Raw genomic sequence first — 23,840 nt, 5'->3', positions numbered from 1 at the left:
GTGAATGGTCAGCGTTTCAACAGATCGGCGTTGTCCACCGAGGCCGATCGTCGGGCGCGGAAGATGGTCATGATGATGGCCAGTCCGACGACGACCTCGGCCGCGGCGACCACCATGGTGAAGAAGGCGATCACCTGCCCGTCGAACGAACCGTGCATCCGGGCGAACGTGACGAATGCCAGGTTCGCCGCATTCAGCATCAACTCGACGCACATGAACACGACGATGGCGTTGCGGCGCAGCAGAACCCCCGCCGCGCCGATGCTGAACAGCAACGCGGACAGGTAGAGGTAGTTCTCCGGGTTCATTGCTGACTCCCCAACTGGTGGCGGATACCGGCGTCCTCGGGTGCCGGAGCGGCGCCGGGCCGCGGCCGAAGGGTCGCGTTGACCGACAGGTCCGACGGCGTGCCGTCGGGCAGCAGAGCGGGCACGTCGACGGCGTTGTGCCGGGCGAACACGCCAGGGCTGGGACGTGGCGTCATGTCGACGCCGTGCAGGAACCGTTCCTCCGACAGCTCGCGCTGGGATCGCCGGGGCCCGAAGCGCTCTCGATGCGCGAGCACCATCGCACCCAGTGTGGCGGCGATCAGGAGAGCGCCGGTCAGTTCGAACGCCCACAGATATCGGACGAAGATGAGTTCGGCGATGGCAACGATGTTCGCGTTTCCGCCACCCACCACGGGACTCGCCTCCGGTGCTCCCGCGAATACCGCGAGCGACGCACTGCCGATCGCCGCGATCAGGAGGATGCCGAAGCCGATACCGATGACCACTGCGGCAAGGCGTTGTCCGCGAAGGGTTTCGGTGAGGGAATCCGACGAGTCGACGCCGATGAGCATGAGCACGAACAGGAACAGCATCATCACCGCGCCGGTGTAGACCACCACCTGGACCACGCCGAGGAACAGAGCTCCCTGCGCGACATAGAAGATCGCCAGGATGATCATCGTCGTCGCCAGGAAGATCGCCGAATAGACGGCCTTGGTGGCGAACACGACGCCGAGTGCGCCGAGAACCGCGACCACACCGAGCCCGTAGAACTGAATCGCCTCGCCCGTGGAGGTGCGGGTCAGTTCGGCGGCGAGCACCGCGGCGGTCACGAGTCGCCCTCTGCGGTGGTGTGATTCACGAGCTTCCCATCTTTGGTCACCTCGCCGCGGTAGTAGTTCTCCTCGGTGGAGCCGGGGGCCATGGCGTGCGGCGGCGGCGTCGTGTCCGGTGGGAGCGGGGCGAGCAACCGGTCCTTCTCGTAGATCAGCCCGGCGCGGTTGTCGTCGGCGAGTTCGTAGTCGTTGGTCATCGTCAGCGCCCGGGTGGGGCAGGCCTCGATGCACAGTCCACACCCGATGCACCGCAGATAGTTGATCTGATAGACCCGGCCATAGCGTTCACCCGGCGAGTACCGCTCGTCCTCGGTGTTGTCGGCGCCCTCCACATAGATCGCATCGGCCGGGCAGGCCCACGCGCACAACTCGCAGCCGATGCACTTCTCGAGGCCGTCGGGATGCCGATTGAGTTGGTGGCGGCCGTGATACCGAGGTGCGGTGGGTACCTTCTGTTCGGGGTACGACTCGGTGATCGTCGGCGAGAACATGCCGGAGAAGGTGACCTTCAACCCGTTCATCGGTTTCAGGAAGTCAGGCATCGGTGGTCTCCTTCGCCGTGTCGGAGGGTGGCCGGGTGGTGCTCGTCGGGAGCACCTGGCCGGGGAGGGGCGGGACGGGGAACCCGCCGGCCATCGGGTCGAAGGCGGCGGGCGTCGATTTCGGTTCGACGGGGGGTGCGCTGGGGGCACGCATGAGGCGCCAGACGGCGTAGCCGATGAGCGCGGTCACGACGAGCCCGGCCGCCGCGGAGATCAGCGCGCGGGTCAGGTCGTGGTCGCCGACGGCGACCCGGATCACCGCGACGACCATCACCCAGGTCAGTGAGATCGGGATGAGGACCTTCCAGCCCAGATTCATGAACTGGTCGTAGCGCAGGCGGGGGAGGCTGGTGCGCAACCAGATGAAGACGAACAGGAACACCCAGACCTTGAGGGTGAACCAGAGGATCGGCCACCAGCCGGAATTGGCTCCGTCCCAGATGGACAGCGGCCACGGGGCCTGCCAGCCACCGAGGAACATGGTGGTGGCCAGGGCGGACACGGTCACCATGTTGATGTACTCGGCGAGCATGAACATCGCGAACTTCAAAGACGAGTACTCGGTGTGGAACCCGCCGACCAGCTCGCCCTCGGCCTCGGGCAGGTCGAAGGGCGCGCGGTTGGTCTCGCCGACCATGGAGATCGCGTAGATCACGAACGACGGCAACAGCAACAGGACATACCAATGATGTTGTTGCGATTCCACGATCCCCGACGTCGACATCGTGCTCGCATCCAGGAACACCGCCGCGAAGGTCAGCCCCATGGCGATCTCGTAGGAGATCACCTGCGCCGTCGACCGGAGACCACCGAGAAGGGGATAGGTGGAGCCCGACGACCAGCCGGCCAGCACGATGCCGTACACGCCGACCGAGGTGACCGCCAGGACGTAGAGCACACCGACCGGAAGATCGGTGAGCTGCAACGGGGTCGGATGACCGAACACCGACACCATCGGTCCGAACGGGATGACCGCGAACGCCATGATCGCCGGGACGACGGCGATGATGGGCGCCGCCAGGTAGATCAGCTTGTCCACACCTACCGGGACGATGCCCTCCTTCAGTGCGAGTTTCACGCCGTCGGCGAGGCTCTGCAGCAGCCCGTGCGGACCGACCCGGTTGGGGCCGATCCGGGACTGCATGCGCGCCATGATCTTTCGTTCGGCCAGAATGGCGACGAGGGGATTGGCGACGAGGAACGCGAACACCGCAACCGCTTTGACGGCGATCAGCCACCACGGGTCGTGGCCGAAGTCGGCGAGGGTGGGGAAGTCCGTGGCGAGGTACGTGGTCGTCATTGCTGCACCTCCGGGCCGATCGCGACGATATCGCCCGGCGACGCACCGAGGTGGGTGTTCACCGATGCGCCGGGCGTGTTCATCGGTACCCAGACCACACCGTCGGCCATGTCGGTGATGGTCAACGGCAGCGTGATCTCGCCGCGGTCGGTGCGTACGGACACCCGCGCACCGTCGACGGCGTCGATCCCGGCCGCGGTGTCGGCCGACAGGCGCACCACCGGGGTGCGTGCGGTACCGGCGAGATGCGGTTCACCGTCCTGCAACCGGCCGTCGTCGAGCAGCATCCGCCACGACGCGAGCACCGCCTCGCCGTGGCCCGCCACCGGTCTCGGGGAAACGGGTTGCGGTGCCCCCAGATCCGGCCGCGATCCCCGCCAGGCGCCGATGCGATCGAGGTCTCCGCGGATGACGGCGGGGTCGTCGCACCGCAGGGTCACCCCCATCTGCGCGGCGAGCGCAGTGAGCACCCGATGGTCGGAGAGCGTTCCGGCCTGCTGCAGCGCGGTGCCGAAGGGGCGGGCCCGGCCCTCCCAGTCGACGAACATCCCCGACTTCTCGGCGACCGCCGCCACCGGCAGCACGACGTCGGCGCGCTCGGTGACCTGGCTGCGTCGCATCTCCAGGCTCACCACGAAATCGGCTGCGGCGAGGGCGGACATCGCCGCGGTCGGATCGGGGAGGTCGGCGATCTCCACGCCGCCGACGAGCAGTGCGCCCAACTGGCGGGCCCGGATCGCGTCCACGATGCCGGCGGTGTCACGGCCGGCTGTGCTCGGCAGCTCACGCACCTGCCAGGCTCGGGCGATCTCCGCGCGCGCATCGGCGTCGGCGAGCGGGCGGCCGCCGGGCAGGAGATTGGGTGCCGCACCCACTTCCAGTGCGCCGCGCTCACCGGCCCGCCGCGGAATCCAGGCCAGGCGAGCGCCGGTGCGTTCGGCGAGTCGCGCGGCGGCGGTCAGGCCGCCCGGCACCGTGGCCAGTCGCTCCCCGACGACGATGATCGAACCCGGTGCCGCCACCGCATCCGACGCGGTGACCGAATCCAGCACGGATGCCTCATCGCCCGGAATCGTCTGCAGCAGAGCGCCGTCGAGTTTCGTCACCCCACGGCTGCGCCACGGCGCGATCGCCGTCACGCGCTGGCCGGCCGTCCGCACCGCGCGCCGCATCCGGATGAAGACGATCGGCGACTCCTCCTCCGGTTCGAAGGCCACCAGCAAAACCGCGGGTGCGCCGTCCAGATCCCGATAGGTGACATCGTCGGAGCGGGTCGCGATGCGGGCCGCCAGGAACTTGGTCTCCTCGGCGCTGTGGGCGCGCACGCGGAAGTCGATGTCGTTGGTGTCCAGAACGGTTCGCGCGAAGCGGGAGTAGGCGTACGCGTCCTCGGCGGTCAGCCGGCCACCGGCCAGCACCCCGGTGCGCCCCCGGTTGGTGGTGAGTCCGGCCGCGGCGTCGCGGAGCGCATGCGCCCAGGACACCGCGCGCAGAATGCCTTTCGTGTCCCGGACCATCGGTGAGCTGATCCGGTCCTCGGCGGCGGTGTAGGCGAAGGCCCACCGGCCCTTGTCGCAGTTCCATTCCTCGTTGACGGCGGGGTCGTCGCCGGCCAGGCGCCGCAACACTTTTCCGCGCCGATGATCGGTGCGCTGCGCGCAGCCGCTGGCGCAGTGCTCGCAGACGCTCGGTGTCGACTCCAGATCGAAGGGACGGGCCCGGAAGCGGTACGCGGTGCCGGTGAGGGCGCCGACCGGGCAGATCTGCACCGTGTTACCGGAGAAGTACGATTCGAACGGCTCGTCGGCGTAGATCGAGACCTGTTGCAGGGCACCACGATCCTGCAGACTGATCAGCGGGTCGCCGGCGATCTGATCGGAGAACCGGGTGCACCGGGCACACAGCACGCAGCGTTCGCGGTCGAGGAGCACCTCCGACGACAGCGGCACCGGCTTGGTGAATGTGCGCTTGACGCCGGTGAAACGGGATTCCCCACGGCCTGAGGACATCGCCTGATTCTGCAGCGGGCACTCGCCACCCTTGTCGCACACCGGGCAGTCCAGCGGATGATTGATCAGCAGCAGCTCCATCACGCCACGCTGCGCCTTTTCGGCGACCTCCGAGCTGAGCTGGGTGTGGACCACCATGCCGTCGGTCACCACCGACGTGCACGACGCGAGCGGCTTGCGCTGCCCCTCGACCTCGACCAGGCATTGCCGGCAGGCGCCGACCGGATCGAGCAGCGGGTGATCGCAGAACCGGGGGATCTGCACCCCGATCTGCTCGGCCGCCCGGATGATGAGAGTCCCCGGCGCCACCGAGATCTCGGTGCCGTCGATGGTCACCGAGACCAGATCCGGTTTCTGGTCGGCGGCCTTGGCGTCGTCGACGGCGGTCATCGGGCCTCCCCGGATGGGTAGTCGGTGGATGCCTCCGGATCGAACGGGCATCCACCGTCGAAGTGGGCCAGGTACTCGTCGCGGAAGTACTCGAGCGACGACACGATCGGGCTGCCGGCGCCGTCGCCGAGCGCGCAGAACGATTTACCGACAATGGTGTTCGTGACGTCGGCCAGGATGTCCAGATCGGCGGCGCTGCCCTCGCCCGCCTCGACCCGTCGGAGGAGTTGCACCAGCCAGTAGGTGCCCTCGCGACACGGGGTGCACTTCCCGCACGATTCGTGGGCGTAGAACTCGGTCCACCGCAACACCGCGCGCACCACGCACGTCGTCTCGTCGAAGATCTGTAAGGCCTTGGTGCCCAACATGGAACCGGCCTCCCCGACACCCTCGTAGTCGAGCGGGACGTCGAGGTGCTCGGCGGTGAACATGGGCGTCGACGATCCGCCCGGGGTCCAGAACTTCAACTCGTGCCCGGCGCGCACACCGCCGGCGCGATCGAGCAACTCGCGCAACGTGATCCCCAGCGCCGCTTCGTACTGCCCGGGATTGGTCACATGCCCGGACAGCGAATACAGGGTGAAGCCGGGGGACTTCTCGGTGCCCATCGACCGGAACCAGTCGACGCCGTTGCGGATGATCGACGGCACGCTGGCGATGGACTCGACGTTGTTGACGACCGTCGGACTGGCGTATAGGCCGGCGACCGCCGGGAACGGCGGACGCAGGCGGGGTTGCCCGCGACGGCCCTCGAGCGAATCCAGCAGCGCGGTCTCCTCGCCGCAGATGTAGGCACCCGCACCCGCATGCACCACCAGGTCCAGGTCGAATCCCGAACCGAGTACGTTCTCGCCGAGATACCCGGCGGCGTAGGCCTCCTCGACCGCGGTGCGCAGCCGCCGGATGACCGAGGACACCTCGCCGCGCACGTAGATGAACGCATGGCGCGCCCGGATCGCGTAGGCGGCGATGATGGCGCCCTCGATGAGCGTGTGCGGGGACGCGAGCATGAGCGGCATGTCCTTGCACGTGCCCGGCTCGGACTCGTCGGCATTGACCACCAGGTAATGGGGCTTGGCGTCGGGGTCGTCGGATTGCGGGATGAACGACCACTTCATGCCGACCGGGAATCCGGCGCCGCCACGACCCCGCAACCCCGACGCCTTGACGGTGGCGATGAGGTCGTCGGGGGGTTGCCGCACGGCCGTCCGCAGTGCGGTGTATCCGTCATGGGATTCGTAGGTGCGCAGCGTCCACGACTCCGGCTCGTCCCAGAACCGGCTCAGTACAGGGGGTTCGGCGGGCTCCGACCCTTCGTGACGCTCGCCCGCTGCGCTTGCTGCGCTCGCGGGCTCCGCAGCGGGCGGGGGAGACGGCGACACCTCGTCCACGCCCGCCAACAACCGCGCCGTCTGGTGGAACGAGCACACAGTGCCGGTGCCGCGCGACGGCACCGTCGTCACCCCGGCCCGCAGATCCTCCACCAATTCGATGGCGCTCGAGGGGGTTTGCCGATCGATGAACTCCCAGTTAGCCATCACCACCGGTGCGTGGTCGCAGGCGGCGTTGCATTCGACGTGTTCGAGGGTGATCCGGCCGTCCGCCGTGGTCTCGCCGGGCGAGATACCGAGGTGTTCCTCGAGTGCCGCCAGGATCTCGTCCCCACCCATCACCGCACACAGGGTGTTGGTGCACACCCCGACGAGGTACTCACCCGTCGGGGAGCGGCGGTACATCGAGTAGAACGTGGCCACCGCGGCCACCTCGGCCGCCGTCAGATTCAGTTGCGCCGCACAGAAACCGACGCCCGCGCGGGTGATGTAGCGGTCATGTGCCTGAACGAGATGCAACAGCGGCAACAACGCCGACCGGGCCACCGGATAGCGGGCGATGATCGTCGTCGCCTCCTCCGCGAGCCGTTCGGTGACGTCGGCGGGGTACTCGGCGGGTCCGGAGAAACTGATCGCCGGATGCGGGGCCTGCGGGATCGCCGGCGAGCCGGCGGCCGGCGGTGCGGTGAGATCCACGAACACCGGGTCTGTCATCGGTCAACCCCTCCCATCACCGGGTCGATACTGGCGACGGCGGTGATCACGTCGGCGACCATTCCGCCCTCGCACATCGCCGCCACCGCTTGCAGATTCGTGAACGACGGGTCGCGATAGTGCACGCGATAGGGACGCGTGCCACCGTCGCTGACCATGTGCACGCCCAGTTCGCCGCGCGGGGATTCCACCGCCACATAGCATTGCCCCGCCGGCACGCGCATACCTTCGGTGACGAGCTTGAAATGGTGGATGAGGGCTTCCATCGAGGTGCCCATGATCTTCGCGATGTGTTCGGGAGAGTTCCCGAGACCGTCGGGGCCGAGCGCCAGATCGGCGGGCCACGCTATCTTTCGGTCCTCCACCATCACCGGGCCCGGCTGCAGTCGCTCGAGGCATTGCCGGGCGATCCGCACCGACTCCTTCATCTCCTTGACCCGGATCAGGTAGCGCCCGTACGAATCACATGCGGTATCGGTGATGACGTCGAACTCGTAGCTCTCATATCCGCAGTAGGGCTGCGACTTTCGAAGATCGTGCGGCAATCCGGTGGACCGCAGGACAGGTCCGGTGATCCCGAGCGCCATACAACCGGTGAGGTCCAGGTAGCCGACACCTTGAGTGCGTGCCTTCCAGATGTAGTTGTCGTTCAACAGATCTTCGAGTTCGGCGAGTCGGGCCGGCAGCAGGTCGAGCACCTCGGCCACCTTGTCGGCTCCGTCGTCGGGAAGATCCTGCGACACCCCGCCCGGGCGGATGTAGGCGTGGTTCATCCGCAGTCCGGTGATGTACTCGAACAGGTCGAGGATCATCTCGCGCTCGCGGAAACCGAGGAACATCGCGGTGACCGCACCGAGTTCCATCCCGCCGGTCGCCAGGGCGACCAGATGCGACGTGATCCGGTTGAGTTCCATCATCATCACGCGGATCACGCTGGCGCGCTCCGGGATGTCGTCGGTGATCCCGAGCAGCTTCTCGACGCCGAGGCAGTAGGCGGTTTCGTTGAAGAAGGGCGACAGATAGTCCATCCGCGTGACGAAGGTGACGCCCTGCGTCCAGTTGCGGAACTCCAGGTTCTTCTCGATCCCGGTGTGCAGGTAGCCGATTCCGCAGCGGGCCTCGGTGACCGTCTCGCCCTCGATCTCCAGGATCAGGCGCAGCACACCGTGCGTGGACGGGTGTTGCGGACCCATGTTGACCACGATGCGTTCGTCGCCGGGTTGTGCGGCGGCACGTTCGCGGACGGCGGTGACGATCTCGTCCCAATCTTGCCCGGACACGGTGTAGGTGGCCGGGTTCGGGTCGGATCGGTCCCGCTCGCGGCGCCCGTCGTCGGTGGTGGTCATCAGCTGTAGGACCTCCGCTGGTCGGGGGGAGCCACACGGGTTCCCTTGTACTCCACGGGAACTCCGCCCAGTGGGTAGTCCTTGCGCTGCGGATGCCCCTGCCAGTCGTCGGGCATCTCGATGCGGGTCAACGAGCGGTGCCCGTCGAAGACGATGCCGAAGAAGTCGTAGGTCTCGCGCTCGTGCCAGTCGTTGGTCGGGTAGATGTCGCACAGGCTCGGGATGTGCGGGTCGGCGTCGGGGCACGCGACCTCGAGCCGGACCCGGCGGTTGTGGGTGATCGACATCAGCGGATACACCGCATGCAGTTCTCGATCGCGATCGTCGGGATAGTGAACACCGTTGACGCCCAGACACAATTCGAACCGCAACGACTGCCGGTTGCGCAGTGTCAGCGCGACGGCCCGAAGGTGCTCGCGGCGGACGTCCAGCGTCATCTCGTCGCGGAAGACGACGACCTTCTCGATCGCGTCGTCGAACGTAATGCCTCCCCCCTCCGTCGTCTTTCCAGCGGCTCCGGGCGCGGGTATCTCGCCGAGTCCGGCGGCGAGTTCGTCGGCGACCTCGTCGAAGTACGACCCGTACGGGCGTACCGAACTGCCGGGCAGTGTCACCGCCTGCACCAGGCCGCCGTACCCGGAGGTGTCGCCGCTGCCCTGCACACCGAACAGGCCGCGTCGCACCCCGATCTGTTCGGCGCCGCCGGGCTTCTCCCCCGAGGTCATCGCAACAATCCCTTCATCTCGATCGTCGGCTTGGCTTGCAGCGCCGCCTGTTCCGCCGCCCAGACCGCCTGCTCACGGTTGACGCCGAGGGGCATCTGCCCGATCTGCTCGTGCAGCTTGAGGATCGCGTTGAGCAGCATCTCCGGTCGAGGCGGGCACCCCGGCAGGTAGATGTCGACGGGTACCACGTGGTCGACGCCCTGCACGATCGCGTAGTTGTTGAACATCCCGCCCGATGACGCGCAAACCCCCATCGCCAGTACCCATTTGGGCTCGACCATCTGGTCGTAGATCTGCCGCAGCACCGGTGCCATCTTCTGACTCACCCGCCCGGCGACGATCATCAGATCGGCCTGCCGCGGAGAGGCGCGGAACGCCTCCATGCCGAAGCGCGCGAGGTCATAGCGGCCGGAGGTGGTGGCCATCATCTCGATCGCGCAGCACGCCAGCCCGAAGGTGGCCGGCCACAACGATCCTTTGCGCATGAAGCCCGCCAGATCCTCGACCGTACTCAGCAGGAAGCCGCTGGGAAGTCGTTCCTCAAGTCCCATAACGCGAACCTCCTTGCATGTCTTGTCCGTTCGGGGTCGGCGCACCCACACGGGCGCACCGAACCACCGGTCATTCCCAGCTCAACCCTCCGCGACGCCACTCGTAGGCGTAGGCCACCGAGACGTTCACGATGAACAAGGCCATCGCGACGAGCCCGAACCAACCGAGCGCGTCGAAGGCGACCGCCCACGGGTAGAGGAAGACGATCTCGATGTCGAAGATGATGAACAGCATCGCCGTCAGGTAGTACTTGACCGGGATGCGTTGGACGGCGCGCTCGGTGCGCGTGGCGGTCGAGAGACCGGGGCCAGACGCGGACATCGCGTGTGTCTCGGTCAGCGGTTCGATGCCGCACTCGTACGGTTCCAATTTGGCGCGGTTGTACCGTTTCGGGCCGACGAGCATGGCGATCCCGACCGAAAACACCGCGAACGCCACGGCAATTGCCCCGAGCACCATGATCGGGACGTAGGCGTTCATAGAGCGGCGGCCTCCCCAGGGTAACTAGGCCCGATGTGAGCTGTCACACAAGCCTACAAGCGTTCGCGGGCATGCCGCCAACGTTTGGGCCGACGTGTCGTTACGCCCTAGCGTCCGGAGGATCGGAGCAGGTCGACGAGGGTCGTCGACAACGCGATCGGATCCACCGGGAGGGTGGCCGTCGCGTCGGCGCGTGACCAGTCGGCGAGCCACCGGTCGTCGGCGCGTCCGAGGAGCAGCAGGATCGGCGGGCACGGATCGATCTCGTCACGCATCTGCTTGGCGACCCCCATACCGCCGGCCGGGGAGGCCTCGCCGTCGAGGATGACCACATCGATCACGCCCGCATCGAGCTGCGCGAACACCATCGGCGCGGTCGCCACCTCGACGAAGCTGAGTTCGGGGAGCTCGGGGTCGGGGCGCCGGCCCAACGCGCTGATCACCTGCGACCGCGTGTCCGAATGATCCGAATAGACCAACACGCGCAATGCCGAAGCCGGCTGCACCTGAGGGTCTGTCACGTCGTGAACACTACCGCGCGGGTTGGTGTGCCGGTCGTACGACACCGACAGGCGTGCGTGTGGCTCGGAGAATGAGGTCGCACGCGATGTCAGTTCGACGATGCGACCTCGACCGAGCTCGCAACACCGACGGCAGGTCGCGTGCGACCTCGTCTCGGCGTCGGGACTTTCAGTGCTCGGTGGAGAACCCCACCCGCCGGCGATGGGTCTCGAGGGCGTGGGTGACGAGCTGGTCGATCAGATCCGGGTACGCGACACCGGTCGCCTCCCACAGCTTGGGGTACATCGATGCAGGCGTGAAGCCCGGGATCGTGTTGATCTCGTTCAGCAGCCAGCCGCGGCCATCCTCCTCGTAGAAGAAGTCGACCCGCGCCATGCCGGCGCACCGCAGAGCGGTGAACGCCTTTGCGGCCAGCTCGCGCACCTCATGGGCGGCGTCGGCCGGCAGGTCCGCCGGAATCACCAGCTGCGCCGCCCCGGTGACGTACTTGTCGTCGTAGTCGTAGAACTCGCTGCCGGGCAGGATCTCGCCGGGCACCGACGCCTCGGGCGCGGTGTTGCCGAGCACGGCGACCTCGATCTCGCGTGCCGTCACGTTCTCCTCGATGATCACCACGTCGTCGTAGCGCAGCGCCAGATCGATCGCCTCGTCCAGCTCGGCGACGTCGTGCGCCTTGGTGATACCGACCGACGATCCGAGGTTGGCCGGCTTGACGAACAGCGGCAGCCCCAACTCGTCGACCGCCTGGCGCACGATCGTCCGCGAGTCGTCGATGCCGTCGCGGAACTCCAGCCACCGGCACTGCGGAATGCCGAAGTGCTCGGCGACGACCTTGGCCATCGCCTTGTCCATGCACACCGCGGACGAGAGCACACCGGCTCCCACGTAGGGCACCTTGAAGATCTCGAGCATGCCCTGGATCGTCCCGTCCTCCCCGTGCGGCCCGTGGAGCAGCGGCAACACGACGGTGATCGCGCCTGAGTCGTCACCGCGGATCGCGGTCAGCGGCTCGACGACGGTTCCCGCCGGCTCGAGCTTCTCCGGCAGGTCACTGCCCTCGGCGATCGCGGCGATCGCCTTGTCGTTGCGTAGCCACGTGCCGTCCTTGGCGATGCCGATCGGGACGAGATCGTAGGTCTCGCGGTTCGCGGCGGCCAGGACGTGCGCAGCCGTCACACACGACACATCGTGTTCGGCGGACACGCCGCCGAAGAGGACGACCAGACGCAGCAGGGGTGAAGCCATGGCTGTCACGATACGGCCCGCGGGTGCCGACGGCCGAACACGCCGGGCGCCTTGTAGCGTTGCGGTGTGCATTTCAGGGCGAGTGAGGTGGCGCAGGCCGTCGGCGGTCAATTGATCGGCGACGACGTCGTGATCGACAGTGTGGGCATCGATTCCCGCACGGTCCGCGCCGGGCAGCTGTTCGTCCCGATCGTCGCGGACCGCGACGGCCACGAGTTCGTGCCCGCCGCCGTCGAGGCAGGCGCCGTGGCGTATCTCTCATCGGAAGGGTCGATCCCGGGCGTCGACATTCCCGCAATCGTGGTCACCAACACAGCGGCCGCCCTCGCCGACCTCGGCAGCGCCGCCCGCGACCGGCTGCCCGGTCGTGTCGTCGGCGTCACCGGCTCCGTCGGCAAGACGTCCACCAAGGATCTGCTGGCCGGCGCGCTGGCCACCACCTACCGCACCACCGCCAGCGCGAAGTCGTTCAACAACGAACTCGGTCTCCCGCTCACCCTCATCGGCGCCGACGACGCCACCGAGGCCGTCGTCGTCGAGATGGGTGCCCGCGGTATCGGCCACATCGATCTGCTGTGCGAGATCGCGCGACCGACCGTCGGCATCATCACCCGCGTCGAAGGTGTGCATCTGGAGCTGTTCGGCGACATCGAGGCGGTTGCGCGCGCCAAGGGCGAACTGGTCGAGGCCCTCCCGGTCGACGGGCTCGCCGTGCTCAACGCCGACCACAAACACGTCGCGGCCATGGCCGACCGCACGGACGCAGCCGTGCTGACCTTCGGGTTGACGCCGACCGCCGACGTCCACGCCTCGGGCATCGTGCTCGACGAGCAACTTCGCGCGTCGTTCCGCCTGCACACTCCCTGGGGCGAGGCCGACGTCCGGCTCGGTGCGCGCGGCGAGCATCAGGTCCCCAACGCCTTGGCTGCGGCCACCGCCGCCGGCTGGCTCGGCGTGCCTGTGGAGAAGATGCCGGCGGGCCTGCTCGACGCGGAACTGTCCGGGTTGCGCATGGAGCTCGTCACCACGTCGGGCGGGGTGACCATCCTGAACGACGCCTACAACGCGAACCCGACGTCGATGTCGGCGGCGCTGCAGTCGCTGGCCGCGCTCGAGGCCCGGCGACGGATCGCGGTCCTGGGCACCATGGCCGAACTCGGCGAGGAGTCCGCCGCGCAGCACGCGGCGATCGCGATCCAGGCGCGCGAACTCGGCATCGAGGTGATCGCGGTTGCCGAGCCGAGCTATGGCCCAGACACCACACATGTCGACGACGTCGAGGCTGCGGTCGCCGCCCTCGACGGCCTGTCCGACGGTGACGCGGTCCTGGTGAAGGGCAGCCGTGTCGCGGCCCTCGAACGGGTGGCCGAGGCGCTGCAGGGCTGAGGTGGTCCGGCCGGCGTTACGACGCCGGCAGCAGGTGAGCGAGGATGCCGTTCAGGTCGGTGGTGAACAACGGTTGGCGGAACTCGTGGCCGCCTGGCACCTCGTGCGCCTCGAACGGGATACCCGCGTTGGCGAGGAGCTTGCCGAACTCCTGTTGGCCGCGCAACACCTCGGTCTCGTTCACGGTGCTGAACCAGTTGACGGGATCGGGACTTGTTCCGGCAACCAGGAAGACACGCTTGTCGGCAAAGCGGTCGATGTGTTCGACGGGATTGTCGGCACTGACCCGCAGCTCGGACCACAACGGTGCCCCATAAACCGTGCCGCCGCCAAGGTCGAACGCCGACGTTACGTTCGCCCAGTTCACGACGAGGCCGGCATCGCGGCGCAGGCTGGGTGGCCCGGAGTGCGCACTCACCGAGGCGAAATGGCCGAAGTACTTGACGGCGTACTTCAGCGCCCCGAACCCGCCCATCGAGAATCCGCCGACGGCGCGTCCGGCCGGTGTCGCATGGGTCCGGAAGTTCGCATCGATCCACGGCAGCAGCTGCCCCATGTGGAAGTGCTCCCAGTTGCGCGGACCGGCGGAAGAGGACACCGGGTTGCAGTACCAGCCGAAGTGCCCACCGTCGGGCATGACGACGATGATCGGCTTGCCGGCGGTGAGATCACGCATGTTGCATTCGTCGTAGTAGGTTCGGAAGTCTTGGTTGCCGCCGTGCAGCATGTACAGGACGGGATAGCGCAGCCCGCTGGTCGAGTAGTCAGCGGGCAGCAGGACATTGACGCCCGGACTCCACCCGATCGCAGCGGTGCTGAAGCGATAGAACTTCAACCGTGTGTCGTTCTCGTTGCGTTTAACAATGTTCAAGCCGAAGCCATTGGCGACCATGCACGAACGGTAGGGCTGCGCACGACCAGGCGCTTGAGTAGTGCACTACCCGATTTGGCGCAGGCGAAGCGTCAGTCCCGGTCCTGCCTCGCATTCGCGACGATCACGTCGTGCACGTACTGCGCCAACCCCTCCACGCGGTCGTCGTAGTGCCGGGTGAATCGCGGATCGGCAAGATACATCTCGGCGAGATTCACCTGCATCTCGTGGCTGCAGTCGTAGAACCGGTTGATCCCGGCCCGGTGTGCCTCGGCAAGGGCGTCGGCCTCGGGGGTTCCGGGTGCGATACCGGCGCCGAGCGCGTCGGCGAACCGCGACTCCAGCGCATCGGTGTCGGCTTTCACCTGCCGCCAGTCGTCCTTGCCGAACCGCGCGGTTCGCTCCTGACTCTGCTTCCAGGCATCGGTCTCGCCCCACCGTTCCTCCGCTTCGGCGGCGTACTCGTCGCCGAGCCAGTCCCGGCCGAAGATCTCGGCCTGCTCCTCGGCGGTCAACTGCACGCCCTCGCGCTTGGCGTTCATCATGTCCTCCACAGCTGCGACCATCTGGTGCAAGCGATCGATCCGTTGGGTCAGCAGGTCGTGCTGATCCCGCAGATGCGCGATCGCGTCCACGGTCGGATCGTCGAGCAGGGTCGCGATCTGCTCGAGCGAAAAGCCCAGTTCACGGTAGGTGAGCACCTGATGGAGGCGCTCGATGTCGGCGTCGCTGTAGACGCGGTAGCCTGCCGCGGTCCGCTCGGACGGCAGAACCAGCCCGATCCGGTCGTAGTGGTGCAGCGCGCGGACGCTGATGCCGACCATCCGGGCGACCTCGCCGACGGTGTGTTCCTGCGTCACCTGGTGCATTCCTTCGCTCACACCGGACACTGTGCGCCTGACGTCGCGTCAGGGTCAAGCGTGTTTCTCGGGGATCACGGCGAGAACGAGACGACCTGGTCGACGCCGTCGACCGACCGTGTACAGGCGGCAAGGACGCCGGGGATCTGCGCGGGGCCGCACTTCCAGTCGTCGACGGTCTGGATCTTGCCGGTGGCGATCATCGGGCTGTACTTGTCGGCGAGAGCCTTGGCGTCGGCACAGTCGACCGAACCGGCGGTGATCACGATGTGCAGGGCGCCGTCCGGTCCCGCGGTGGTGCCGCACTCACGGGCGACGCCGGCCGCCGAACTCGCCGCCGACGCCTCCGACGAGGCGGGACGCGGACCCGCGACCACGGGTGCCGAGGAGTTCTCCGACACGACGGCCGCCGTCGATGTGGACGGCGCTTCCTGCTCGGAACCACATGCGGCGAGCGTCACCCCCAGGGCTGCGGTGGCGACGACCAGGCCGAGACGACAGCTGTTGCGCGACATGGGTTCACCGTAGCGAATCAACTGCACCGGTTTGGGCCGTTGGCGCCGACCTGGGAAGATGCTGCGGTGAGCACCAACGACACCGTATTGACGCCCGACCACTCGTTCACCGTCGGGACGTCGTTGCCCGGCACGCTCGGCCGCACCGGCGTCATCGACACCCCGCACGGACAGATCCACACACCCGCGTTCGTCCCGGTGGGCACCAAGGCGACCGTCAAGACGGTGCTGCCCGAATCGGTGGCCGCGCTCGGCGCACAGGCGGTGCTCGCCAACGCCTACCACCTGTACCTGCAGCCCGGCCCGGAGATCGTCGACGAAGCCGGCGGACTCGGGGCTTTCATGAACTGGTCCGGCCCGACCTACACCGACAGCGGCGGTTTCCAGGTCATGTCACTCGGCGTCGGATTCAAGAAGGTGATCTCGATGGAGGCCACCGGCGAACCCGACGACGAGATGACCGCCAATGGCCGCGAACGACTTTCGAATGTGGACGACGACGGTGTCACGTTCAAGTCGCATCTGGACGGATCGTCACACCGGTTCACCCCCGAGGTGTCGATGCAGATCCAGCATCACCTCGGCGCCGACATCATCTTCGCGTTCGACGAACTCACCACCCTGATGAACACCCGTTCCTATCAGGAGAATTCGCTCGAACGCACCCGCCTGTGGGCGATCCGCTGTCTCGCCGAACACAACCGGCTCTCCGTAGAGCGGTCGCACCGCCCGCAGCAGTCGCTGTGGGGTGTCATCCAGGGCGCCCAATACGAGGATCTGCGACGCAAGGCCGCGCGGGATCTGGTCGAGCTCAGTCGCATCGACCAGGAGGACGGCGGAAAAGGATTCGGTGGCTACGGAATCGGCGGCGCGCTGGAGAAGGACAATCTCGGCACCATCGTCGGCTGGGTCAACGATGTGCTGCCCGAGGATGCCCCGAAGCACCTCCTCGGGATCAGCGAACCCGACGACATCTTCACCGCCATCGAGAACGGTGTCGACACCTTCGACTGTGTGTCCCCGACCCGCGTGGCCCGCAATGGTGCCATCTACTCCCTCGACGGGCGCTACAACATCACCAATGCCCGCTACCGCAAGGACTTCCGGTCGCTCGACCCCGAGATCGACAACTACACCTCGCAATACTCCCGCGCCTACCTGCACCATCTGTTCAAGGCCAAGGAGGGGCTGGCCGCCACTCTCGCGACGCTGCACAATGTTTCGTTCATCGTCACGCTGGTCGATCGTGCCCGCCAGGCCATCGAGGATGGCACCTATGTCGAGTACCGCGACGAGTTCCTGCGCCGGTACTACGGGGATTGAGTGATCTCGATGCGGCGCCTCGCTTCGCTCGGGGCCTTACTCGATCGGCGGATGCGGCGCCTCGAGTCGCTCGTGGCCTGATCCGAATAGGCACCACCCCCGCTTACTCGACCAGCGGAGGGTCACCGCCCCCGTTGATCGAGTAAGTGAGGAGCGCTAGCGACGAACGCATCGAGATCGGTTGCCGGGGAATGGGAGTGGCGTCGATGCGCGGCCTCGCAGGCTCGGTCGCTTACTCGACCGGCGGGGGTGGCGAGTCTTCCTGACAGCCGTACTCGATCGGCGGAGGGTCACCGCCCCCGTTGATCGAGTAAGTGAGGAGCGCTAGCGACGAACGCATCGAGATCGGTTGCCGGGGAACGGGAGTGGCGTCGATGCGCGGCCTCGCAAGCTCGGTCGCTTACTCGACCAGCGGGGGTAGCGAGCTTGGTAACAGCCATGCCGTGTTACGCGCAGATCGCCAACGAACTCTACGTGACACGGAGTACGGTCACGTTCCATCTGCCCAATGCCTACGCGAAGACCAACACGACGTCGCGCCACGAATTCGTACAATTGGTGCGCGCGGCGTGAGCTGAGTCAGATTGCGGCCCAGTGTGGATCACCTCGCGGGGGTCGGTGACGGCGGGAACCACCGCAGATCGCTCGGCACGTACTGCCGGAAGATCAGCCGGAACGGTCCCGGTGGCGCAGGCAGCCAATTCGGGAACATCCGCAGGTCGCGCGGCGGGGTCGACGACAACACGATGTCCACCGATCCGTCGGGATTGCGGGTCAGCGCCGACGGGTTGCTTCCGAGGGAGTATCGTCCGATCGGATTGGGCACCAAGAAGTTCGACGTGTCGTACATGGTGACCGACCACCAGCCGCCCTTGCTGCGGTCGACCGGGACCAGCGGGCTGTGTGCCGGGAGATGGATCAGGTAGGTCTTCGACCCGCTGTACGGCGAGCCTCCGCTGTCGACGGTGGACAGGAAGTAGCGGGACTCGGCCTGCTCGTTGGCGGCCAGCACCCACCGCGCGACGGCGGCCCGGGTGGCGAAGTCGGTACCGAAATGTCCGGCCGTGGCCAGCGTGGTCCATGCGCCATGACGAATGAGGTTGTCGGCCACGGCGCCGTCGACCATGCGGCTGCCCACGGTCATGCCGGCCATCAAGGCGGCGGCGAACGGACCGGTGCTCGGCTTGGAGCCGGGCCGGACACCGACGCCGGCCAGTGACGCCACCGCAGCGTGATCGGCGGCCGGTGGCGGATCCGCGGCCAGCACATCGGCGAGTTCGTCGAAGAACACCGTGCCGTTGGCGTCGAGTTTCTGCGGCGAGCGTCCGGTGCACGTGGGGGTTGTCAAGCTTGGTGGTACCGCCGCCGGATAACCCACCCGGGGGCCGACCGTCAGCCGGGTCCGGGCCTGAACCACCTGCGCGAGCGGCCGCTTGTTACCGGTGAGGAGGATCCGGCCGAGCATCCATACGTCCCATGTGGGAGATTGCAGTCGGCGCGATCCGGCGGGTATCGGTCCGTGATAGCCCGGCGGGACGACGGTCACCGAGGTCGGGCCGAAGCCCGCGGTCCGGCTCCCGACGCTGCCGATCACGTTGGTGTACATATCCAGGAACTGCAGGACGAGGTATCGCCCGTTGGTTGCCGGATAGCTCAGCGTCACCGGGCCGCGACGCAGATCGAGAAAGGCATTGCTGTAGAGCGTGTCCGAGTTGGGCGCGACGACCTGCCGGATCCACGGATTGGCCGGAATCGGGAGATTGATCAACGTGTTCGGCGCCCGATTGCACAACAGATTCGAACGGGTCCGCACCACCGCGACGGGCGCCACGCCGTAGACGTATCCGTTCGCGGCGGCCTCCACCGCCGACGGCGACGGCGCCGCCTGAGCCGGTGCCGGCGTGATCACCGCACCCAGGCCCAGCAGGAGGGCGGCAACCACTGTCCACGCGGTCGCCACCGTTCGGGAGTGTGGTGGCACCTCGCGGCGTGGTGCCGGAATCAGCCGTGTGCGCATGTGTTCTCCCTATGCCGGGCGACGATCGCGGTCGAGACACCCGTCGGCGACGCGACGAGGTTCTCGCAAAACAACCTATCCGAGCAGCTGCATCGCGAGACTGGTCAGTGTGATCACTGGGCACCGCGGGTCGCGGTGAACTCCGGCGGTCAAGGAGGCGACCTGTCCCGGACACCAGGAGGGTGTGACATGAAGATAGGCCTGCACGCCTTGGGTATCGGCGCCGGAGCCGACCCGGACATCATTGCGGCCACCGCGCGGCATGCCGAGCGACGAGGCTTCTCGACGCTGTGGTGTGGGGAGCACGTGGTGATGGTCGACGACCCGACGTCGCGATACCCATACACGGCCGATGGTCGGATCGCGGTGCCGGCCGCCGCCGACTGGCTCGACCCCATGGCGTGCCTCGGCTTCGCGGCCGCTCACACGTCGACGATCCGCCTGGCCACCGGCGTCGTGCTGCTGCCCGAACACAATCCGCTGATCATGGCGAAACAGGTCGCCTCTCTCGACCGCCTGAGTCGTGGCAGGCTCACCTTCGGCGTGGGGATCGGTTGGGCGCGAGAAGAATTCGATGCGTTGGGGGTCCCGTTCGAGCGTCGTGGCGAGCGGGCCGCCGCTTACGTCGAGGCCATGCGTGCGGTGTGGGGCAACGACATCGCCACCTACTCGGGCGAGTTCGTGTCATTTCGCAACATTCGGGTCAATCCGAAGCCGACGCAACCCGCGCTGCCGATCGTTGTGGGCGGCAACAGCGCCCGGGCCCTGGCGCGTGTCGCCGAGTGGGCCGACGGGTGGTACGGCTTCAACCTCGACGACGTCGACGCGGTGGCCGATCGCCTCACCGTGCTCCGTGCGCACTGCGCCGAGCGTGGCCGTGCGATCGGCGACCTTGACATCGCCGTCGCCCTGCGTGACCCGTCGATCACGGACCGCGACGGTCTCGAGGACCTCGGGGTCACCGAACTCGTCATCGTCGACTCACCTCCCGAGGCCGTCGGCGACGTCGAACGGTGGATAGAACGGGTCGGTGATCGCTGGCTGCGGTGAGCCGACTGCGCCGGGACGACGGCCCGCGCCTTTACCCGTGCTTTACGTACACTGGTGGTCCGGCCGCGTAGATCACGCGGCGTCCCGACACGAAAGACACCATGCGACGCGCCAAGCGCCGAAAACGCCGACGATCCGACCCGACCCGCTTCACCTCTGATTCATTCGCTCCGGGGTCCTCGTGCTGACCCTGCTCGGTATCGCCGCCGGCCTCCTCGTCGTCATCGCGATCACCACCCTGACCGGCTATTTCGTCGCCCAAGAGTTCGCCTACATGGCCGTCGACCGGTCACGGTTGAAAGCGCGCGCCGCCGCGGGAGATGCAGTTGCCGAACGCGCACTCTCGGTCACCCGTCGCACCTCCTTCATGCTCTCCGGGGCTCAACTCGGCATCACCGTCACCGGCCTGCTGGTCGGCTACGTCGCCGAACCCCTCATCGGCAGCGGCATCGGTGACCTGCTCGGCGACGTGGGCATGCCCGTCGGGGCCGGAGTCGCCATCGGCACCGTGATCGCGATCGGATTCTCCACCGTCGTCCAGATGGTCTTCGGTGAGCTGTTCCCGAAGAATCTGGCCATCGCGCGTCCGGAGCCGGTGGCTCGCCGGCTCGCCCGCTCCACCACGATCTACCTGGCCTTCTTCGGCTGGCTCATCGCCCTGTTCGACTCGTCGTCGAACCTGCTCCTGCGGGCGCTGCGCATCGAACCGGTGCACGACGTCGAGCACTCCGCCACCCCACACGACCTCGAGCACATCGTCGCCGAGTCCCGCGAGGCCGGTGAGCTTCCCGCGGACCTGTCGCTCCTGCTCGACCGAGTCCTCGACTTCCCCACGCGCACGGCCGAACACGCGATCATCCCGCGACGGCGGGTCGATCTGGTGCGCGCCGACGAACCCGCGACCGCGGTGTTGGCGCGGATGAGCACGGGGCACACGCGTTACCCGGTGATCGACGGCGATGACATACGGGGCGTCGTCCACCTGCACGACCTGCTCGACTGGTCGGCCGACGCGAGCTCGGACCCGGCGGCCACGGCGCTGGATCTGTGCCGCGCTCCGGTTGTCGTCCCCGTGTCGCTCCCGCTGCCCGAGGTGCTCACCCGGGTCGACGCCGCCGGCGACGAGATGGCCGTCGTCATCGACGAGTACGGCGGATTCGCCGGTGTGATCACCGTCGAGGACATCGCCGAGGAACTCGTCGGCGAGATCGACGACGAGCACGACGGCGACACGGTGGCGGCGATCCGTGCGACCGCGCGGGGCTGGGAGGCGCGCGGCGACATCCCCCTCGACGAGGTCTCTCGCGCACTCGATGTCGAACTCCCCGAGGGCGACCACGAGACACTGGCAGGACTGGTCATCACGCGGTTCGTCGGCCTCCCCGAGGTCGGCGACGAAGTGTCGATCGACATCGAGCCGGACGGCGACGCCCTGATCGGCGACCGACACATCCGCGCGCGGACCCTGCACGCGCGGGTCTTGGGCGTGGACAAGCACGTGCCGTCATCGGTGTTGCTGTCCGTCGAGGACGGGTTGGCCGACCTGGACGGACAACGGCGATGAGCAATCCCTGGATCGTCGCCGCCGCGACCGTCGCGCTGATCGCCGCGAGCGCATTCTTCGTCGCGGTCGAGTTCGCGTTGATCGCCGCCCGCCGGCACCGACTCGAGGGCGACGCCCGCACCAGCCGATCGGCCCGGGCCGCGCTGCGCAGCGCCTCGGAACTCTCGGTCCTGCTGGCCGGCTCGCAACTCGGCATCACGGTGTGCACCCTGGCGCTCGGTGCGATCACCAAACCCGCTGTCCACCATTGGCTCACGCCCGTGTTCGCGGGTTGGGGTGCTCCGCTGTGGCTCGCCGACATCGCCGGATTCGTCCTGGCGTTGATCATCGTCACCTTCCTGCACCTGGTGGTCGGGGAGATGGCGCCGAAGTCGTGGGCGATCGCCCATCCGGAACGTTCGGCGACCCTGTTGGCCATTCCGATGCGCGCCTTCATGTGGGTGACCCGGCCGATGATCGTGGCGCTCAATCGACTAGCGAACTGGTGTCTGCGCCGGGTGGGTGTCGAACCGGCGGATCAGGTTGCAACCGGACAGGATTCGGAGTCCCTGCGGCAGCTGGTGGAGCATTCGGCCACCGTCGGTGTGCTCGACGAACGTCACCATGCGCACCTGGCGAGAGCCCTGGAACTGGAGTCGCTCACCGTCGGCGATGTCGTCCGCCGCGGCGATCCGGTGAGTGTCGGTCCGAACGCGTCCCCGCCGCAGATCCAGGCTGCCGCCCGCCGCAGCCGGCACTCCCGAGTCCTGGTGCGCGACAAGGGCACGGTCCACGGTGTGGTGCACGTTCGCGACAGCATCGCGGCGCCCGCCGGTGCCGTCGCTGCCGATCTGATGCGTCCGGTGCCGACGTTGCCACCCGACGTCGCGGTCTACGAAGCACTCGCGAGGTTTCGGGATACGCGACAGCATGTTGCCACCGTCGTCGACGATGGACAGGTGGTCGGTCTGCTGACCCTCAACGATGTCCTGGAGCGGCTGCTGGTGCCGACGTGAGGAGCCTTCCGTTGATCGGGTTCGACCACCGAGAGGTCACTCACCCACCCAGCGGGAAATCCTCCGCGGTCAGGATCCACGGCTCGCGCGGCAACGTGGCCGGGTCGAAACGTGCTGCCAGCGTGGCCATGTCGACCGGCTCGTCGACACCGGCGAGCCCCAGCGAGCGGGCGATCCGTGCCCGTATCCGGCCGACATCCACACCGGCGGCACCGAGATCGGTCAGCGTCACGGCACCGTCGCGTTTGCTGAGCCGAACATGCTTACTGTTCAACACCATCGGGACATGAGCGTAGGTCGGTGGCACATACCCGAGAAGTGTTGCGAGATACGCCTGCCGCGGTGCCGACGAGAGCAGGTCGTCACCGCGCACGACCTGATCGACACCCTGTGCGGCGTCGTCGACGACCACCGCGAGGTTGTAGGCGGGGGTGCCGTCGTTGCGTTGCACCACGAAGTCGTCGACCATCCCGGTGTACTCACCGTGCAACTCATCGGTCACGGTGAACTCGGTGGCGTCGGCAAGTAGCCGGATGGCCGGTGGACGTCCGGTTGCGCGTCGCTCCGCCCGCTCCTCGGCGGTGAGGTCGCGGCAGGTGCCCGGGTAAGCGCCCTGCGGGGCATGTGGCGCCGACGGTGCCTCCAGGATCTCTCGACGCGTGCAATAGCACTCAAAGGTGCGGCCCGCGGCACCGAGGTCGTCGATGACCGCTCGATAGACGTCCAACCGGTCGGACTGGTAGACGAGACGACCGTCCCAATCGACGCCGATCGCGGACAGGTCCGCCAGCTGCTGTGCATCGGCGCCCACCGCGGTCCGGTCCAGGTTCTCCATCCGGATCAGGAACCTGCGGCCGGATGTGCGCGCAAACAGCCAGGCCAGCATCGCAGTCCGGAGGTTTCCGACGTGCAGATCGCCCGACGGTGACGGCGCGTAACGGCCGGCCCCGAGCGATACATCGTTGTCGTCCATTGCGCATCAGGGTACAAGTGGCCAC

22 protein-coding genes and 1 pseudogene are annotated in these 23,840 nt (G+C 67.4%); 6 read left to right on the top strand and 17 right to left on the bottom strand.

Annotated features, from left to right (window positions below):
• Positions 1–8 precede the first annotated feature (8 nt).
• The 12 genes from nuoK to ACWDTI_RS02985 all read right to left on the bottom strand — a co-directional run bounded on the left by nuoK (position 9) and on the right by ACWDTI_RS02985 (position 12,261).
• Positions 9–308: an NADH-quinone oxidoreductase subunit NuoK gene (nuoK, locus tag ACWDTI_RS03040; protein ID WP_449736566.1), complete on the bottom strand. Its 300-nt coding sequence runs from the start codon at positions 306–308 to the stop codon at positions 9–11.
• Positions 305–1,102: an NADH-quinone oxidoreductase subunit J gene (locus tag ACWDTI_RS03035; RefSeq protein ID WP_449736565.1), complete on the bottom strand. Its 798-nt coding sequence runs from the start codon at positions 1,100–1,102 to the stop codon at positions 305–307. The genes nuoK and ACWDTI_RS03035 overlap by 4 nt, the downstream gene beginning before the upstream one ends.
• Positions 1,099–1,647 (bottom strand): NADH-quinone oxidoreductase subunit NuoI, encoded by a 549-nt coding sequence (gene nuoI / locus ACWDTI_RS03030; protein ID WP_449736564.1) that lies wholly within the window; start codon positions 1,645–1,647, stop codon positions 1,099–1,101. The genes ACWDTI_RS03035 and nuoI overlap by 4 nt, the downstream gene beginning before the upstream one ends.
• Positions 1,640–2,947 carry an NADH-quinone oxidoreductase subunit NuoH gene (nuoH, locus tag ACWDTI_RS03025; protein ID WP_449736563.1) on the bottom strand — a complete coding sequence of 436 codons (1,308 nt, stop codon included), beginning with the start codon at positions 2,945–2,947 and terminating at the stop codon, positions 1,640–1,642. Before nuoH ends, nuoI begins: the two co-directional genes overlap by 8 nt.
• Positions 2,944–5,346: an NADH-quinone oxidoreductase subunit G gene (locus ACWDTI_RS03020; protein ID WP_449736562.1), complete on the bottom strand. Its 2,403-nt coding sequence runs from the start codon at positions 5,344–5,346 to the stop codon at positions 2,944–2,946. Before ACWDTI_RS03020 ends, nuoH begins: the two co-directional genes overlap by 4 nt.
• Positions 5,343–7,391 carry an NADH-quinone oxidoreductase subunit NuoF gene (gene nuoF / locus ACWDTI_RS03015; RefSeq protein ID WP_449736561.1) on the bottom strand — a complete coding sequence of 683 codons (2,049 nt, stop codon included), beginning with the start codon at positions 7,389–7,391 and terminating at the stop codon, positions 5,343–5,345. The genes ACWDTI_RS03020 and nuoF overlap by 4 nt, the downstream gene beginning before the upstream one ends.
• The gene (nuoD, locus tag ACWDTI_RS03010; protein WP_449736560.1) at positions 7,388–8,737 is read right to left on the bottom strand and encodes an NADH dehydrogenase (quinone) subunit D; all 1,350 of its coding nucleotides are present in this window, start codon (positions 8,735–8,737) and stop codon (positions 7,388–7,390) included. Before nuoD ends, nuoF begins: the two co-directional genes overlap by 4 nt.
• Positions 8,737–9,462: an NADH-quinone oxidoreductase subunit C gene (locus tag ACWDTI_RS03005; RefSeq protein ID WP_449736559.1), complete on the bottom strand. Its 726-nt coding sequence runs from the start codon at positions 9,460–9,462 to the stop codon at positions 8,737–8,739. The genes nuoD and ACWDTI_RS03005 overlap by 1 nt, the downstream gene beginning before the upstream one ends.
• Complete coding sequence (locus tag ACWDTI_RS03000; RefSeq protein ID WP_449736558.1) at positions 9,459–10,013, bottom strand: NuoB/complex I 20 kDa subunit family protein; 555 nt, start codon at positions 10,011–10,013, stop codon at positions 9,459–9,461. Before ACWDTI_RS03000 ends, ACWDTI_RS03005 begins: the two co-directional genes overlap by 4 nt.
• A gap of 70 nt (positions 10,014–10,083) precedes the next feature.
• Positions 10,084–10,494 carry an NADH-quinone oxidoreductase subunit A gene (locus ACWDTI_RS02995; protein ID WP_449736557.1) on the bottom strand — a complete coding sequence of 137 codons (411 nt, stop codon included), beginning with the start codon at positions 10,492–10,494 and terminating at the stop codon, positions 10,084–10,086.
• A gap of 107 nt (positions 10,495–10,601) precedes the next feature.
• A complete protein-coding gene (locus tag ACWDTI_RS02990; protein WP_449736556.1) occupies positions 10,602–11,015 on the bottom strand; it encodes a hypothetical protein in 414 nt (137 codons plus the stop codon).
• 169 nt (positions 11,016–11,184) lie between these two features.
• Positions 11,185–12,261, bottom strand: coding sequence for a D-alanine--D-alanine ligase family protein (locus ACWDTI_RS02985; RefSeq protein WP_449736555.1), 1,077 nt, complete (start codon positions 12,259–12,261; stop codon positions 11,185–11,187).
• A 66-nt stretch (positions 12,262–12,327) separates the two neighbouring features.
• Here ACWDTI_RS02985 and ACWDTI_RS02980 point away from each other — a divergent pair, with 66 nt between their 5' ends.
• Positions 12,328–13,647 (top strand): UDP-N-acetylmuramoyl-tripeptide--D-alanyl-D-alanine ligase, encoded by a 1,320-nt coding sequence (locus ACWDTI_RS02980; protein WP_449736554.1) that lies wholly within the window; start codon positions 12,328–12,330, stop codon positions 13,645–13,647.
• Positions 13,648–13,663: 16 nt separating this feature from the next.
• Here ACWDTI_RS02980 and ACWDTI_RS02975 read toward each other — a convergent pair.
• The 3 genes and pseudogenes from ACWDTI_RS02975 to ACWDTI_RS02965 form a co-directional block, all read right to left on the bottom strand.
• Positions 13,664–14,533: pseudogene (locus ACWDTI_RS02975) on the bottom strand (alpha/beta hydrolase); the annotation flags it as partial.
• A gap of 77 nt (positions 14,534–14,610) precedes the next feature.
• Positions 14,611–15,378, bottom strand: a complete 768-nt coding sequence (locus tag ACWDTI_RS02970; protein ID WP_449736940.1) for a MerR family transcriptional regulator — start codon at positions 15,376–15,378, stop codon at positions 14,611–14,613.
• 74 nt (positions 15,379–15,452) lie between these two features.
• The gene (locus tag ACWDTI_RS02965) at positions 15,453–15,893 is read right to left on the bottom strand and encodes a hypothetical protein (protein WP_449736553.1); all 441 of its coding nucleotides are present in this window, start codon (positions 15,891–15,893) and stop codon (positions 15,453–15,455) included.
• 66 nt (positions 15,894–15,959) lie between these two features.
• On the opposite strand from ACWDTI_RS02965, the gene tgt reads away from it, so the two are divergent.
• Both tgt and ACWDTI_RS02955 read left to right on the top strand, forming a co-directional pair.
• Positions 15,960–17,216 carry a tRNA guanosine(34) transglycosylase Tgt gene (tgt, locus tag ACWDTI_RS02960; RefSeq protein WP_449736552.1) on the top strand — a complete coding sequence of 419 codons (1,257 nt, stop codon included), beginning with the start codon at positions 15,960–15,962 and terminating at the stop codon, positions 17,214–17,216.
• A 438-nt stretch (positions 17,217–17,654) separates the two neighbouring features.
• On the top strand, positions 17,655–17,789 hold the full coding sequence (locus ACWDTI_RS02955; RefSeq protein WP_449736551.1) for a LuxR C-terminal-related transcriptional regulator: 135 nt from the start codon (positions 17,655–17,657) through the stop codon (positions 17,787–17,789).
• Between the two features lie 28 nt (positions 17,790–17,817).
• On the opposite strand, the gene ACWDTI_RS02950 is transcribed toward ACWDTI_RS02955, so the two are convergent.
• Positions 17,818–19,233: a DUF1254 domain-containing protein gene (locus tag ACWDTI_RS02950; RefSeq protein ID WP_449736550.1), complete on the bottom strand. Its 1,416-nt coding sequence runs from the start codon at positions 19,231–19,233 to the stop codon at positions 17,818–17,820.
• Positions 19,234–19,422: 189 nt separating this feature from the next.
• Here ACWDTI_RS02950 and ACWDTI_RS02945 point away from each other — a divergent pair, with 189 nt between their 5' ends.
• The 3 genes from ACWDTI_RS02945 (at position 19,423) to ACWDTI_RS02935 (ending at position 22,842) form a co-directional block, all read left to right on the top strand.
• On the top strand, positions 19,423–20,283 hold the full coding sequence (locus ACWDTI_RS02945) for an LLM class F420-dependent oxidoreductase (RefSeq protein WP_449736549.1): 861 nt from the start codon (positions 19,423–19,425) through the stop codon (positions 20,281–20,283).
• 181 nt (positions 20,284–20,464) lie between these two features.
• Entirely contained in the window at positions 20,465–21,847 is a 1,383-nt protein-coding gene (locus ACWDTI_RS02940) for a hemolysin family protein (RefSeq protein WP_449736548.1), read from the top strand.
• Complete coding sequence (locus tag ACWDTI_RS02935; protein WP_449736547.1) at positions 21,844–22,842, top strand: hemolysin family protein; 999 nt, start codon at positions 21,844–21,846, stop codon at positions 22,840–22,842. The genes ACWDTI_RS02940 and ACWDTI_RS02935 overlap by 4 nt, the downstream gene beginning before the upstream one ends.
• Positions 22,843–22,882: 40 nt before the next feature.
• Here ACWDTI_RS02935 and gluQRS read toward each other — a convergent pair whose 3' ends face one another.
• The gene (gluQRS, locus tag ACWDTI_RS02930; RefSeq protein ID WP_449736546.1) at positions 22,883–23,815 is read right to left on the bottom strand and encodes a tRNA glutamyl-Q(34) synthetase GluQRS; all 933 of its coding nucleotides are present in this window, start codon (positions 23,813–23,815) and stop codon (positions 22,883–22,885) included.
• Between the last annotated feature and the right edge of the window lie 25 nt (positions 23,816–23,840).

Source organism: Gordonia sp. NPDC003424, assembly GCF_053588655.1.
This window is presented reverse-complemented; position numbering and strand designations above follow the sequence as displayed.